At 35.7% G+C, this 16,380-nt stretch carries 10 protein-coding genes; 8 read left to right on the top strand and 2 right to left on the bottom strand.

Features of this window, described 5'->3' with window-relative positions:
* The first annotated feature begins 13 nt into the window (after positions 1-13).
* The 7 genes from J2Y60_RS11880 (at position 14) to J2Y60_RS11850 (ending at position 12,285) form a co-directional block, all read left to right on the top strand.
* Complete coding sequence (locus tag J2Y60_RS11880; protein WP_309918138.1) at positions 14-3,079, top strand: two-component regulator propeller domain-containing protein; 3,066 nt, start codon at positions 14-16, stop codon at positions 3,077-3,079.
* An 11-nt stretch (positions 3,080-3,090) separates the two neighbouring features.
* A complete protein-coding gene (locus J2Y60_RS11875) occupies positions 3,091-3,867 on the top strand; it encodes a response regulator (protein ID WP_309994640.1) in 777 nt (258 codons plus the stop codon).
* Between the two features lie 388 nt (positions 3,868-4,255).
* On the top strand, positions 4,256-4,888 hold the full coding sequence (locus J2Y60_RS11870) for an RNA polymerase sigma-70 factor (protein ID WP_309918527.1): 633 nt from the start codon (positions 4,256-4,258) through the stop codon (positions 4,886-4,888).
* Positions 4,889-5,070: 182 nt separating this feature from the next.
* Positions 5,071-6,039 carry a FecR family protein gene (locus tag J2Y60_RS11865; RefSeq protein WP_309918133.1) on the top strand — a complete coding sequence of 323 codons (969 nt, stop codon included), beginning with the start codon at positions 5,071-5,073 and terminating at the stop codon, positions 6,037-6,039.
* Positions 6,040-6,273: 234 nt separating this feature from the next.
* The gene (locus tag J2Y60_RS11860) at positions 6,274-9,648 is read left to right on the top strand and encodes a TonB-dependent receptor (protein ID WP_309918131.1); all 3,375 of its coding nucleotides are present in this window, start codon (positions 6,274-6,276) and stop codon (positions 9,646-9,648) included.
* A 13-nt stretch (positions 9,649-9,661) separates the two neighbouring features.
* Positions 9,662-11,038, top strand: coding sequence for a RagB/SusD family nutrient uptake outer membrane protein (locus J2Y60_RS11855; protein ID WP_309918129.1), 1,377 nt, complete (start codon positions 9,662-9,664; stop codon positions 11,036-11,038).
* Between the two features lie 119 nt (positions 11,039-11,157).
* A complete protein-coding gene (locus J2Y60_RS11850; RefSeq protein ID WP_309918126.1) occupies positions 11,158-12,285 on the top strand; it encodes a TlpA disulfide reductase family protein in 1,128 nt (375 codons plus the stop codon).
* 86 nt (positions 12,286-12,371) lie between these two features.
* Here J2Y60_RS11850 and J2Y60_RS11845 read toward each other — a convergent pair whose 3' ends face one another.
* Complete coding sequence (locus J2Y60_RS11845; RefSeq protein ID WP_309918122.1) at positions 12,372-13,904, bottom strand: SulP family inorganic anion transporter; 1,533 nt, start codon at positions 13,902-13,904, stop codon at positions 12,372-12,374.
* A 189-nt stretch (positions 13,905-14,093) separates the two neighbouring features.
* On the opposite strand from J2Y60_RS11845, the gene J2Y60_RS11840 reads away from it, so the two are divergent.
* Entirely contained in the window at positions 14,094-14,606 is a 513-nt protein-coding gene (locus tag J2Y60_RS11840; protein WP_309918120.1) for a RidA family protein, read from the top strand.
* 64 nt (positions 14,607-14,670) lie between these two features.
* Here the strand turns inward: J2Y60_RS11840 and J2Y60_RS11835 are convergent, their stop codons facing one another.
* The gene (locus J2Y60_RS11835) at positions 14,671-16,350 is read right to left on the bottom strand and encodes an ATP-binding protein (RefSeq protein ID WP_309918118.1); all 1,680 of its coding nucleotides are present in this window, start codon (positions 16,348-16,350) and stop codon (positions 14,671-14,673) included.
* Between the last annotated feature and the right edge of the window lie 30 nt (positions 16,351-16,380).

The raw sequence follows: 16,380 nt of genomic DNA, 5'->3' as shown, positions 1-16,380 counted from the left end.
TTCATACCATGGTATGGCTCAATCCTATTTTTTTAGGCACTATCAGGTAGAAAATGGTCTTTCAAACAATACTGTTTATTGCACTACCCAAGACAAAAATGGCTTTCTGTGGTTTGGAACCAAAGACGGACTAAATCGTTTTGATGGGTATCATTTTAAAATTTATAAAACCACAGAAGGGCTACATGATTTTAAACCAGACTTGATTAATTGTTTAAAAACAGATAAAAAAGGAGTGCTTTGGGTAGGTTCGACAAAGGGATTATTCTATTTTGATAATCAAAAAGAGCAATTAGTGCGTTTGTTAGATTCAGGAAAATTTAATGAAATAAATAGGTTAGAAATAGATGGGAAAAACCAGCTTTGGTTTATTGCCCAGTTAACACTCTGTAGGTATAACTTTGAAACCAAAACTACTACTGTCTTTCCTTTGTCTAAGTTTTTCCCTGCTACTTCATTGGCAATCGATGATGATGGAGAAGTATGGACTTCTACAGACAAGGGGGTAATTAAAAAATTTAATGCAAAAACGGGTGCTTTTGAAAGCTATGATGTTTTTAAGTATTCGCCTAAGGTTTCTTCACACTGGATACATAAAATGTATTTTGTGGGCAAACATACCATGTATATTGGCACAGCGAGCCAAGGATTAAAAGAATTTGATATACCAACAGCCACCTACAAAGATGTATTGAGCATCAACCCCGATAAAACCAAAGTACATGTACGCGATATTCAACAATATTCTGCTCATGAATTATGGATTGCTACAGAATCGGGTATTTTTATCTTGAATACTAATAGTAAACAATTTACGAACCTTAAAAAGAAATTCCTCGACCCTTTTTCATTGTCTGATAATGCTGTTTACTCTCTATGTAAAGATAAGGAAGGGGGTGTTTGGGTCGGCACCTACTTTGGCGGTATTAACTATTATGCCAAAGAACATTCACTGTTTCAGAAATATTTTGCTGATAATTCAAAGAAATCTATCAGTGGTAATGCCATCAGGGAGATTTGTGAAGACCGTTTGGGAAATATTTGGATTGGTACAGAAGATGTAGGACTGAGTAAGCTGAATCCTAAAACGGGAGACATTACACAGTTTATGCCTACTGGAGAAAATACAAGTATTGCCTATTCAAATATTCATGGATTATTGACGGCAGGCAATGATGTATGGATAGGCACATTCGAACATGGGTTGGATATTATGGATATCCGCACAGGAAAAGTACGAAAGCATTATGATGAAGGGACAGGGAAAAATGATTTGAGGAGTAGTTTCATCGTTAGTTTTTTACAAACAAAATCTGGAGATATTTATGTAGGTAATTCTAATGCTTTGTTAAAATATAATCCTACAATTGATGGCTTTGAGGCAGTACCAGAAGCCCCTGCTAATATTTGGGTTTCTTCGTTGATAGAAGATTATAACCATACTATTTGGATGGGGACGCATGGGGGAGTATTCTATTTTAATCCTATTACCAAAGAAAAAGGATCTTTCAAACACGACCCTCATAATAAAAACAGCCTGACCAATAATGACATCAATGCTATTTACGAAGACAGCAAACATTGTATATGGTTTTCTACGGAAGGTGGCGGACTTTGCAAACTGAGCAAGGACAGAAAAACCCTTATGAGTACTACCACTAATGATGGATTTCCTAGCAATTTTATTTACAAGGCGCTGGAAGACAATAATCATAAAATGTGGGTGACGACCTCGAAAGGATTAGTACACCTAAACCCTGACAATAAAGAGATGGTAACGTATACTAAAGACAATGGTTTATTGAGTAATCAATTCAATTATAATTCGGGCTATAAAGATGCTGCAGGGAAAATGTATTTCGGAAGTGTAAAAGGAATGATAACCTTTGAGCCTGATAAAATTGTAAAAACCAACAGTACAGCCCCCATTTATATTACTGATTTTCGGGTAGAAAATAAAGAACAAACCATTGATGGAGCCCATTCATTTTTGAAGAAATCTATTATTTATACCAATGAAATCACCCTGCCTTATGACAAATCGTCTTTTAATATCGACTTTGCAGCCTTGAGCTATGTCTCGCCAGAAATGACGGAGTACAGCTATTTTATGCAGGGATTGGACAAAGAATGGACAGCTATTAAGCCCAATCGTAAAGTATATTTCACCAATCTTTCGCCAAGAAAATACACTTTTCATTTAAAAGCATTTATCAATGGCAATTGGAGTAAAGAAGAAAAGATATTGGTAATCAATATCTTACCTCCGTGGTGGGCTACCACCTGGGCTTATCTCTTATATGCCATTCTTGGATTATCGCTGATTTATTACTTATTACGAAGCTATCTTACCATTATAGAAGATAAAAAAGCAAAGGAAATATATGAAGCTAAGATTGACTTCTTTACCAATCTAGCCCATGAAATCAGGACTCCCCTTACTTTAATAAAAGGGCCAGTGGAAAACCTGCTTGAGCAAGTAGATGGTATTCCTGATATTAAAGATGATGTAATGATGATGGACAGGAACACGAATCGCCTCATTGCACTAGTAACACAAATTCTGGATTTTAGGAAAGTAGAAACGAATAGCTTTACGGTAGATTTTGTACGAGTAAACATCACTGAAATGTTGAAAGACGCTTATTCAAATTTTGCTTTATTAACCAAAAAACGAAAGTTGGATTACACCATAGCGTATCCTCCCAATGATATTTTCGTATTGGTTGATGAAGAAGCACTGAACAAAATCCTCAGTAATCTTTTCAGCAATGCTATTAAATTTGCCAAAAAGAAGGTAGCCATTCGATTATTACCTTTAGCTGAAAATCCCGTTTATATTACGATTGAATTTGAAAATGATGGTTTGAGTATTCCTTTTGAGATGAAAGAAAAGATTTTTGAGCCTTTTTATCGCCTGAAAGAGTCGAAACAAGAAGGGACAGGCATTGGCTTAGCCTTGGCGAGGTCGTTGACAGAATTGCTTCATGGAGATTTATTTTTGAAGGAAACGATAGATGGCTCAATTGTATTTGTATTAAAATTACCAGTAGAAACCAACTCAACGCTTAGAAATTAATGACAAACGATATGCAACCCATCATTTTACTTGTTGATGATAATGAAGAAATTCTAGAGTTTTTAGAAAGAATGTTAAGAAATAAATATACTATTCTGAAAGCTGAAGATGGAGCAGAGGCATTGAAAATATTGGAACGAGAGGCTATTCAATTGGTCATCAGCGACGTAATGATGCCCGTGATGGATGGGTTTGAATTATGTAAAAGAATAAAGTCTAACTTTGAATTTTCACATATTCCAGTCATACTGCTTACGGCAAAAAACTCAATACAAGCAAAGGTAGAAGGATTAGAATTAGGGGCAGATGCCTACATTGAAAAACCTTTTTCCAAAGAATACCTCCAAGCTCAAATGGCAAGTTTGTTGAACAATCGAAATATTATTCGTGAATACTTTGCTAATTCTCCCTTGATTCATATTAAGAGCATGGCACATTCCAAAGCGGATGAATTGTTTCTGGAAAGTCTACATGATACGATTACCAAAAACATTGAAGATACTGATTTGGATGTAGAAAAACTGGCTGAAATTATGAATATGAGCCGTATTACCCTCTACAGAAAAATTAAAGCTATCTCTGTCTTAACTCCCATCGAATTAATCAATATCACTCGCCTCAAGAAAGCAGCAGAGTTGTTAGCCCAAGGAAATCATCGCATTTTCGAAGTTTCTTACATGGTCGGCTTTAGCTCACAAAGTAACTTCGCCCGCAATTTCCAAAAGCATTTTAATATTACACCCACCGAATACATGCACTCAAAGCAGTTGGAAAAAGAGAAAAAGTAGCCTTTGATTGAACAGAAATATTTTACGGGAAATAGAACTATATGATAATCATATAGTTTTTTTTATATTTTTTGGGGTCAATAATACTACAAAAAGGCGAATTATTTTGTTCAATCAGCCTTATTATATAATTTTGCCTATAGAATATATAGATTAATAATATAACGAAATAACATCATAAATATACGTTCTGTGCTAATTTCACTAAATTCATTGATTTTTCTGCAAAAAAATTATTAATTGGGTTGAATTTACCATTAAATCAATTATATTTTGTTTATTTCTGCTTTAAAGGATTTAAAAAACACATTTATTAGAAAAATTATAAATTCTAAATAAGTTGTTTGTAGCTTTATGATTCGTATGGTAAGCGTTATTATTTTTCGTAATTTCACAATACTCTTTTCTTTTCAAAATCTTTACCTTTAAAGAAATAAATAAAACGATATCACATACTGACCAAGAACTATACCTACTGATTCAGCAAGGAGAAACCTCTGCTTTTGATGAAATTTATGAAAGGTATTGGGCAAAACTTTATGCATTTGCCTATAATAGACTAAGGGAAAAAGAAGCGTCTGAGGAAATCATTCAAGATGTTTTTGTTTCACTTTGGTCTAATCGCCAAAACCTGCAAATTAATAGTTCACTCTCAGGCTATCTCTTCCAAGCTGTCAAGTATCAGATGCTCAATTTTATGAAATCGACTCAGGTACGCAATAATTATATTGATAGTTTTAATCATTTCAGAGATGCATTGTTCGATGATTCGACCAATGAACAAATGGCATTGAATGATTTAAAAATGATGTTGGAAAAAAGCATTACTGAACTTCCTGAAAAATGTCAGGAAGTATTCCGACTCAGTAGAACGCAACATTTAAGCATTCAGGAAATTTCGCTTCAACTAAACATTTCACATAAAACCGTTGAGAATCATTTAACCAAAGCCTTAAAGCATTTACGAAATTCATTGGGTGATTTTCTGGTTTTAAGCATTTTCTTCGAGCTATTTACCTAATTAAGTAGCCATTTTCAGGGTAAACTTATGCATAATTTAAAAAAAAGAATTTTTTTTTCATTTTGAGATAGGTGTATAACGCCTTTGCATTTACTTCACTATAAGAGGATACATAAAATATTATTTGGGCATTTATGAATCTTCCAAAATAATATTTTATCTACTCAAACCTTAAAACAACTATGGGAGATTCAAAGCTTATTATATTAATTGAGAAGTACCAACAGGGCATTTGTACAGTCGCTGAAAAACGAATAGTAGAAGAATGGATGGATTCGTTGGCAACTGAACAAAATTCTTTTGAGAATATCAAAGAAGCCGAAAAGCTTGCGATAAAGCAAAGAATGTTTTCTAAGATTAAGCAAGAGATAGCAGTTTCGCCCCGAAAATCTATCCGTTTTTTTAACTTGGCCAATTATGTTAAAATAGCGGCGGTGTTGGCCATACTGATTGGATTATTTGCTTTGGGTCCAATAGGCTATGATGTGTTTGATTTAAAGAATGAAACGATAGTCGCCTCTTCAGACGGGCAAACAAAGAAACTAATGCTATCTGATGGTAGTATTATTTGGTTGAAAGGTAAAAGTACGTTGACATATCCAGAACATTTTGACAAACAGAATCGGGAAGTCAGTTTAAATGGTGAAGCGTTGTTTGAAGTTGCCAAAGATGCTAATCATCCTTTTATTGTACATTCAGGTCAGATGGATACTCGAGTTTTGGGTACAAGTTTTAATATTAGACACATCGGTGGACACATCGAAGTAGTGGTTTTCACGGGTAAAGTAACGGTTTCGTTACCTAATACGAATAAACAAATGTTGATTCTACCACTAGAAAAAGCCATTTGTATGCCAGCTGAAAAGGAAATAAAAGCACAAGTGAACGTACAAAAAGAGGAATATTTGGCCAACACAGAATACAATATGAATTTTGAAGATGCCAAAATGAGTGATATTATTAAGAAGATTGAGGCAAAATTTGATGTAACTGTAAAGTTAACAGACAACAATTTGCAGAATTGTTTGATTACGGCTGACTTCACAGATCAGTCTTTAGTAAAAACATTTGAAGTGCTTTGCCAAACTTTAAATGGAACTTTTGAGAGAGAAAACAATACCGTATGGCTAAAAGCAGAGGGATGTAATTAGGAGATGGAGGGCTTGACTTTACGGATAATATGTTTGCAAAAAACCAAACTAAATAATCAATAAACCAAAATAATGTAATCCTTAATGACAGAAAAAAAATCTTAAAAAAAGGCAAGAGTGTTCCCAGCACTCCTGCCTTGGCTAACTCCATTTCATCACACCGTTTGGTAACGGTGATGAGAAACTATTGTCTTATTCCTCCATTTCAACAAAGAATAAAACCAAATCAAAGGTATGATAGAAAATTATCGAATCAAAGACTTAACCCTAAGAATTATGCGGTTTACAATGCATCAAGCCATCATAATTATGATTTTTACGGGAATCATCAACGCTCATGTAAATTTTGCGCAAGGTGTTCTCAATCAAGGTGTTTCTATAAAAATTGAGAACGTTTCACTCAAAAATGCTTTGTCGCGTTTAGAAAAAGAAGCTAAAGTAAAGTTTGTTTATAGCAGTAGCCAAATCAATCTAAATCAAACAGTAAGTGTCAATTCTTCAAAAGAAGCACTAGGGAATTTATTGGATGGCTTGCTTAAGCCAATGGGGATTAAATATGCGGTGAAAGACGAACATTTAATTATTTTATCCAGAATTCCAGCGACCAGCATTTCGCTTAATGCATTAAAAGGAAACAATTTACCGAATACATCTACAGAGTCAGAACAAAAGGAGGACGTTACAGGTATTGTTACCTCTGCCGAAACGGGCGAACCTTTAATAGGGGTATCTGTAACTGCCAAAGGTACACCATTTGGAACAATAACCGATGAACACGGGAAATTCCGCATCTTGGCAAAAAAGGGATACATCCTTTTATTTACATATGTAGGCTATGAGTCATATACAGTAACTGTAGGAAATGTTACTGACTTGAAAATAAGTCTTAAGCCTTCACAAAAGGCATTGGATGAAGTAGTAGTGATAGGTTATGGTACTTCCTCAAAAAGAATCAATACAGGCTCAGTAAGCTCTATTACTTCAGCTGAAATTAGTAAGCAACCAGTAGCCAATGTATTGGCGGCCTTGCCTGGTCGTATTCCTGGTGCTCAGATTGCTCAAAACAATGGTCTCCCTGGAAGTGCCGTACAAATCCAAATTCGTGGTCAAGGCTCACTTTCGTCAGGTACAATTCCTTTGTATGTAATTGATGGCGTGCCTTTCACCAACTTCAATGGCGGTTCGCCTGCTACAGACAACTTGAATGCTTTCGGTACGTCGGGGGCTAACGGTGGTGTAAGCCCTTTCAGCATGATTAATCCTGCTGATATTGAACGTATTGATATTTTAAAAGATGCTGATGCTACTTCTATTTACGGTTCACGTGGTGCAAATGGCGTAGTATTGATTACCACAAAAAGAGGCAAAGCAGGAAAAACAAAATTTGATGTAAATGCTTCAACTGGATTCAGTGAGTTGAATCGCTTTATCCCGATGCTTAATCCAGAGCAATATTATAATTTAAGAACACAAGCGTTCAAAAACGATGGCGTAACACCTAATACCAACAATGCTCCAGATTTATTAGTTTGGGATAAAACCAAAACGACCGACTGGCAAAAGTATTTCTTGGGTGGAACTGGTAAAATCAATGACATTCAAACAACGCTTTCTGGTGGTGATGCCAATACTCGCTTCTTGTTTAATGCAGGTTACAGAACTGAATCCACGATTTTTCCAGGAGACTTTTCAAGCAAAAGATTTACCAGTCGTTTGAATTTAGACCATAACTCGAAAAACAGAAAACTAAATGTTGCTTTTGCCGTAAGTTATTCAAAAGATAACACCAATCTACCACAAAGTGATGTAAGTATGGTTTATAATCTACCGCCAAACTTGCCTTTGTATGATGCAAATGGTAAATTATTTTGGTCATCAAACTTTACCAACCCCTTGTCAACTTTAGGAAGAACTTACCTATCAAACACTACCAATTTGATTGGTAATGCAAGTGTAAGATATAATGTTTTTTCAGGCTTTAATATCAAATCAAACTTTGGATATACCATTACAGATTTAGATCAAAAAAACCTTACTCCTGCTTCGGTATTAAACCCTGCTTCAAACCCTACAAGTAACTCGGTTTTTGCAGACAACAAGGCCCAAAACTATATTATTGAACCAACAGCAGAATATACAAAAGAAATTGGTCAAGGTAAATTATTGGCAGTAGCTGGAGCAAGCTGGCAACACAATACTTCTGATGGTTATTACATCACAGGAAGCAACTATAGTAGCGAGGCTTTGTTGAATACGCTTTCGGCAGCGGGTTTGATTACAATTAATTATAATAATATTGTAGAATACAAGTACAATGCTCTTTTTGGTCGTGTAAACTACGATTGGAAAGGTAAATATTTTGCCAATGCTACTTTCCGTAGAGATGGTTCTTCTCGTTTTGGTCCGAACAATCGTTATGGAAACTTTGGAGCTTTGGGTGCTGCTTGGGTATTTAGTGAAGAAGATTTTGCTAAAAAAATACCTGTATTGAGTTTTGGTAAATTAAGAGCCAGCTATGGAACTACTGGTAACGACCAGATTTCTAACTACTTGTACTTACCGCTTTATAGTACATCAGGAACGTATCTGAGCAATCCAGCAATGAATCCTGTTACTTTACCAAATGCTGATATTCAATGGGAAACTACCAAGAAGTTTGAAGTAGCCTTAGAATTGGGCTTCTTGAAAGATAAAATCCTTTTAACAGCCGACTATTATAACAATCGTTCAAGCAATCAGATTGCTTACTTACGTTTGCCAACCCAAACGGGCTATAATTCAATTTTATCAAACTTACCTGCTTTGATTGAAAACAGCGGCTTGGAATTCGATATAAGCACGACGAATATTTCAACAGGCGATTGGAAATGGACTTCTACTTTTAATGTTACTTTACCGAAAAATAAATTGGTTGAATTTCCCGGCATAGAAAATACATTCTCTAGCGGGTCATACATTGTTGGGCAGCCAATCAACTTTACAAAGGTACTTCACTATTTAGGTGTTGACCCTAAAACTGGTGCAGCACAATATGAGGATATTAATAAAGATGGAGCCATCACTTTTGACGACCGATACGTTGCTAAAATCGGAACGCCTTATTATGGAGGTTTGGGAAATAGTGTTTCTTACAAAAATTTTCAATTAGATTTCTTTTTCCAATTTAACCATCGTTTTGGTCAAACCAATATTCTTAATAACAGACCCGGTACTTTGAATAACCAAAATACAGCGTATTTAGATGTTTGGCAAAAAGAAGGTGATATTACCAATGTTCCAGCGGCAACAGCCGTAGCAGGTTCCGCGGTTTATAATTCATATAACTTCTATAGTTCGTCGGATGCTTTCTGGGGAGATGCTTCTTATTTAAAATTGAGATCTGCAAGTATTGCTTACAATGTTCCTAAAAACATTGCAAAAGTATTGGGAATGACTAATTGCAGACTATATGTACAAGGGCAAAACCTATTTACTTGGTCTAAAAACAAATATATTTTAGATACTGAAACAACAGTTGCTGGTGGCCCTCCGGGATTAGGGACAGGTACTATTGCACAGGTTTTGCCACCACTTAGAACTATTTTGTTTGGTATCAATTGCTCATTTTAATTAAGGAAATACTATGATAAATATCCATAAAAAAATAAAAGGAGTTTTATGGGCAACAGCCTTTACTTCTTTATCGCTTTTATCCTCGTGTGAGTCATTTGTAGAATTGGGGGCTCCACCCACTCAGGTTGTTTCTGATGATGTATTCAAAGCCGATGTTACTGCAAACAGTGCAATACTTGGTTTATACAATGGAAACATTATGGTAAATTTTATTCAAGGAGCTAGCTTTTATCCTGGTATGTCTGCTGATGATATTCAGTATAATTATACTAACAGTGCCTTTGAGGAATTTGAAAATAATGCACTGACGTCTATTAATGCTTCGGTTGAAAATACGACATGGTTTTATGGCTATCAACAAATAAAAAATGCCAATAATGCTATTGCTGGTTTGAACAAATCACAAACGTTGACGCCGTCGGTAAAAGAACAGTTATTGGGCGAAGCAAAATTCATCAGGGCTTTATCGTATTTTTATTTAGTCAATTTGTTTGGTGATGTGCCCATGTCTTTAACGCCAGATGCTGATTATGAGGCTAAAGCAAATTCGCCAAGAACACCCGCTACAACTATCTGGGCTCAGATTATCACAGATTTAAAAGAAGCTCAAACGCATTTACCTACAACCTATGTGGGTACTTTCAAAGGACGTGTCAACAAACATGCCGCCACAACATTGTTGGCACGTGCCTATTTGTACAATAAAGATTGGGCAAATGCTGAAACACAGGCAAGTCAGGTAATTACGGCACAAGCCTATACCTTGCCAGCACCTGCAGATGCTTTTGTAAATACTAGTACTGAAACGATTTGGCAAATAGCCAACACCACAGGAGTATCTACTTTTGGGGCTAATTACTTGGCTGCTACAGGAGTAATTCCAAATTTTTCACTCTATGATACGCTGTATAAATCGTTTGAAGAGGTGGACTTAAGAAAAATCAATTGGACAGGTGTTACCAAAATCGCCACAACCAATTACTACTTTATCAATAAGTATAAAGTAAGGACAGGTACTGGTAATGAATATAACATTGGTTTACGTTTTGCAGAATTATACTTGATTCGTTCTGAAGCACAAGCACAACAAGGGAAACTTGTAGAAGCAAAAGCCGATGCAGATATTATTCGAAAAAGAGCAGGTTTAGCAGCTTTGTCAAGTACAATTACAAAGGAGCAACTCTTGTTGGCGATTGAGAAAGAACGAAAACTAGAATTTTTTGGAGAGTGGGGACACCGCTGGTTAGATTTAAAACGGACAAATAGAGCTGATGCTGTAATTGGTGGGCAAAAACCAAAGACATGGAAATCGACTGCGGTGCTATATCCAATTCCTGAAAACCAGCGATTAGCGAATAAGAACCTAACTCAGAATGCTGGATATTAATTATTGAGTGAATTGTTATTTGGTTGATAATTAAGCACTTTCTGTGCTTAATTATCAACACTCCTCTTTTTTTACATCATAAGTTTTAACAAAACATTTCAAACAACCAACGCACGATTATGAAAAAAATATTAATGGCACTAAGCTTATTGGCTTTGTCTGCTTCAAGCATAATGGCTCAAACCAAGCCTACTAAAGAAAAAGAAGCATTATACAATGTTAGTGGAAAAATTGAAGGAGTTAAGGATGAAAAAATCTTCATCTCTACGTATAATGGCAAAGGTTTTGATGTAGATTCATTGGTAAGTACTGACGGAAAGTTTGCGTTCAAAGGCAAATTAAAGTATCCTGCTATTTATAGTTTATATTTAAATCCGAAGAAAGACCGTCTAAATATATTTGTACAAAGTGGTTCTATTTTAGTACAGGCAACCAAAGATTCTTTGAATAAAGGCACTGTAAAAGGCTCTGCTCTACACACAGACTGGATGGTACATAGAAAGCAAATGGAAGGTGCGTATGCATTGATGAGCAAGGGAGATAATTTGTACAAGACCGTTCAAAAAACGAAAGACCCTGACAGTGTTGCGTTACGAAAAACAGCTCATGAGCTTTTTGTTGCTGGTGAAGCTTATGCTGATAGTATCTGTAAGCAATTCATTACTACGCACCCTAATTCTACCATTAGTCCATTTATCATCAATAGCTATTTTATGAGAGCTGGCTCTGAAGATAAAGCGAAGGAGTATTATAATCTTTTGGCTAAAAATGCAAAAGACTCTTATTATGGAATAAGTGTAAAAGAATTTTTAGATAAAGCTGCTTTAGTGGATGTTGGCAGAATGGCTCCAGCCTTTAGCATGGCAGATACTACAGGCAATGCCTTTACATTAGCATCTCTAAAAGGAAAGTATGTATTGGTTGATTTTTGGGCAAGTTGGTGTGCCCCATGTAGGAAAGAAAATCCAAATGTTGTAAAAGCGTATAATGAGTACCGTGATAAAAATTTTGAAATTGTAGGGGTTTCACTAGACGACAAAAAGAACAACTGGATAAAAGCTATTAATGCTGATAAATTGACATGGGTTCACGTGTCGGATTTGAAAGGCTGGCAAAACGAGGCTGCTAAAATGTATGCCGTAAGTGCTGTGCCAATGAATTTCTTGTTAGACAAAAATGGAAAAATCATTGCGAAAAACCTTAGAAGTGAAGAGCTTCACAAAAAACTAGCTGAATTAATTCACTAATCTTATCATTCTTATTGGTTTGTATATGTACAATCGCATATACAAACCAATCATGTTTGAAATTTTAGTCCTACAAGCGTAAAAAATCAATCCTCAACTACACGATAAGTAGGGTCTTCCAGAATATTTACTTCTATTATTTTATCAGCTCTTGCCAGCAAAGCTCTGGAATCAGGGCTGAGATGAGTAAGTTTTACCATTTTATTGTGTTGAGCGTAACGTTCAGTAATTTTATTAACTGCCTCAATCGCACTCATATCGGCAATTCTACTTTCTGCAAAATCAATGACTACTTCGTTCGGGTCGTTTGCAATATCAAATTTTTCTGCAAAAGCAGTAGTTGAGCCAAAGAACAGCGGCCCATAAATGGCATAATGCTTTACACCATTACTATCAATGAATTTTCTGGCTCTGATGCGTTTGGCACTTTCCCAAGCAAAAGATAAAGCAGACATTATTACGCCTATTAATACTGCCAAAGCTAAATTATGAAACCAAATGGTAATGCCTGCTACCAATACTCCTACAAAAATATCTTGATTGGGCATCTTGTTGATGATTTTAAAACTCATCCATTCAAATGTCTCAATTGCTACCATAATCATCACGCCAGTAAGTGCCGCCATTGGTAAGCTTTCAATAAGGGGTGAAGCAAACAGAATAACTGATAAAATAGCCAGCGAAGCAACAATACCCGAAAGACGGGCTCTGGAACCTGCTGAAATATTCACCAACGTTTGGGCAATCATCGGGCAACCGCCCATGCCAAAGAAGAACCCATTTAAAATATTGGCAGCTCCTTGTGCCAAAGATTCCCTGTTGCCATTTCCCTTGGTTTGTGTAAGTTCATCAACTACATTGAGTGTCAGTAATCCTTCGGTTAATCCTACGCCTGCCATAATCAAACCATAAGGGAAAATAATTTGCAAGGTTTCAAATGTAAAAGGAATATTAGGAAGATGAAAAGGTGGAAATCCACCAGACACAGAAGCAATATCTTTGACCGTTTTGGTTTCAATTTTAAAAAAGTACACTCCTATTCCGACTGCTATAATGGCCATTAAGGAAGCTGGAACGGCTTTGCTGATTTTGGGAAAAATTAAAACAATAGCAATTGTTAAAGCTACCAAAGCCAGCATAGTATATAAGGGTGTCGATGATAACCAGACTGATTGTCCGTTAACAATTGTTTTGAATTGTTCAATTTGTGCCATAAAAATAACAACAGCCAAACCATTGACAAAGCCAAACATAACGGGCTGAGGTACTAAGCGAATAAACTTACCAAGTTTAAATAACCCTACCATTATCTGGATAATTCCTGCTATAATAATTGCCCCAAAAACATATTCTAATCCATGCGACTTCATTAAAGCAATGAGTACAATCACGGTTGCTCCAGCCCCACCCGATACTAAACCCGGTCTCCCTCCAAAAACAGCCGTTACAAAACCCATAATAAAGGCTGCATACAAGCCCATTAATGGTGGGAAACCTGCTAATATGGCAAAGGATAGCGATTCTGGAATCATCGTCATGGCAACGGTGAGTCCTGCTAATATTTCTACTTTATAATCTACTTTCTTTGAAAAATCAAAAATATTTAAATACTTAATCATTATTTATATTTTACAATATGATACCCTATATAAAAGCAAAGGTAAGTCTTAAGGTTTTGGAATCAAAAATTAGTCCATACAGCCATAAATACATCTGAATAAATGCTTAGTCCTAATAATGTACTTGAATATCTAATAATTTTAAACAATATTTGAGTATTGTTCATCCTTACTAAAACAACAATCATCATGAAGAAAACTCTTCTTTTTCTCGCTTTATTCCTTAGTCTTCAAACGTTTGCCCAAACGCCAGAAGAAAATTTAGCCAAATTGGGCATTACTTTACCAGCCGTAGGACAACCCATTGCCAGCTACGTTAATGTGGTACGTACAGGAAATTTATTATTTCTCTCAGGGAAAGGCCCTTTAAAAGCAAGTGGAGAATATATCACAGGGAAATTAGGAAAAGACTTAACCATAGAAGAAGGAGCCAAAGCCGCAGAACTAGCTGCTACTCACCAATTAGCGGTATTAAAAGCTACACTAGGCGATTTAAGTAAAGTAAAAAGAATCGTAAAAATAGTAGGATTCGTGAATAGTGATAGCCAATTCTTTGACCATCCAAAAGTAATCAATGGTTGCTCTAATTTAATGATTCAGGTATTCGGAGAAAAGGGAAAACACGCACGTTCGGCTTTAGGAGTAAGTGCTTTACCGTTAAATATGGCGGTTGAAATTGAAATGGTTGTAGAAGTAGAATAACTATCAATTCATACCTTATGTAGCTTTGGGGATTATTTAATTCCTAAAGCTACATAAGGCAACACTAAACCCTCAAGGAAAAGTAAAAAGTACTCCCTTCACCAACAACAGACTCTACCCAGATATGTCCGTTTTGAGCTTCAATGAACTGTCGGGCAATGGCCAATCCTAACCCTGTTCCCTTCTGGCTATCAGGTGTTTGAAAATATTTGTCAAATATTTTTTCTAGGTATTCCATTGCAATACCTTTCCCAAAATCTTGTACCGTAAAAATCACCATGTTATTTTGACGAATGGCAGAAACAATGATTTTACTATTTTCAGGGCTGTATCGAATGGCATTTGTTAATAGATTCACCAAAATCCAAGCTGTTTTTTCTGCGTCAGCTTGCACTTTTGGAAGATTGCCCGAAAGCTGTACTTCAAGTTCAATATTACTTTGTTGAGCTTGAAATTGCACTGCCGAAGTAGCGTATTCTATAATTTTATGTGGTTCAACCTCTTGCATGGTCAAAGAAATTTTACCACTTTCTACTTGGGTCAAATCCAATAATTCACCTGTGATATTTAGCAACCTTTGGCTATCTGATTTGATGTTTTCTAATAACTGACTTTGTTCGCTATTCAAAGTACCTACTTTCTCGTTTTCCAATAATTTCAGACTCATCTTAATGGCTGAAATAGGCGTTTTTAATTCGTGTGAAATGGTAGCGATAAAATTAGTTTTGGCTTCGTCCAATTCATGAAAACGAGTGATGTTCTTTAATAAAATCACTTTTCCTAATACTTTATCATTACTTTCTACAATTAGGCTTTCTTTGGTAAAATAACTTTCCCGCTCGTCGGCATAGATTTTGATTTCTTTGTTGCCGTCTTTTTCATTCAAAAGTGTTCTTAATAAATCATTATAAAGTGCGATGTCTGGAGCATAATTACCTATTAAATCATCGGCTTGTACATTCAACATTTTGATAGCTACAATATTTACGAAGAGTATTCTATTCTTTTCATCTAACCCAATTACGGCATCATTCAGATTATTAATAATGGCTTCTATCCTACTCTTTTCAAATAATATTTTAGCCAGATTTGAATGTTCGTATTCATTTAATTTCTCTGCCATTGAATTAAATGCTGAAGCCAATTCTCCAAACTCATCTTCTGAAGAAAAATGTAGTCGTTGTTCGTAATTCTTATTTGTAATTTCTTGAATCCCTTTTGTAAGTTCTTTAATCGGATTAGCAATATAAGAAGGGAAATTAACGATAAAGGTGAACGTCAGCAACATACAAACGATAGCCACCGTTTTCAGGTAATTACTTGCACTCTCTGCCGTTTTTAAGGCTAAGTCATTTTTCCTAACAATACCTTGTTGATTCAATTCAGCAATTTTAAATAATGCTTGGTTGAGTTTTAACAAATGGTTGGCAGTAGTATCTTTCTTAAAATTAGTATATTCTTTCCTTAATGCTTGTGTGGCTTCTTTTTCCCCTATTTCGGTGACGTTATGTGCTTGCTTATCTAATAATTGCTCAAATGCCTTTTGTTTGCTTTGCTCGGCTGTCCAAGTATTCAAGATTACCTGCATGCCTTGCACATACTCTAATGACTCGATATTGTCACGCAGAATTTTACTGGAATCTGCTTTAAGCTGATTAAGATAATAAGTTCCCATGCCACCCAACAGCACGATGACAGAAAACAGGAAGAATAATCCCAGTTGAAGTTTTGCTTTGATTTTCATGGTAATTAGCTGTGAGTGGTGAGCAATGAG

It is taken from the genome of Arcicella sp. BE140, from assembly GCF_031456255.1.
In the GTDB taxonomy this organism is placed as follows: Bacteria; Bacteroidota; Bacteroidia; order Cytophagales; family Spirosomataceae; genus Arcicella; species Arcicella aquatica.
The sequence above is the reverse complement of the archived record's forward strand: the minus strand, read 5'-3'. Positions and strand labels throughout refer to the sequence as shown.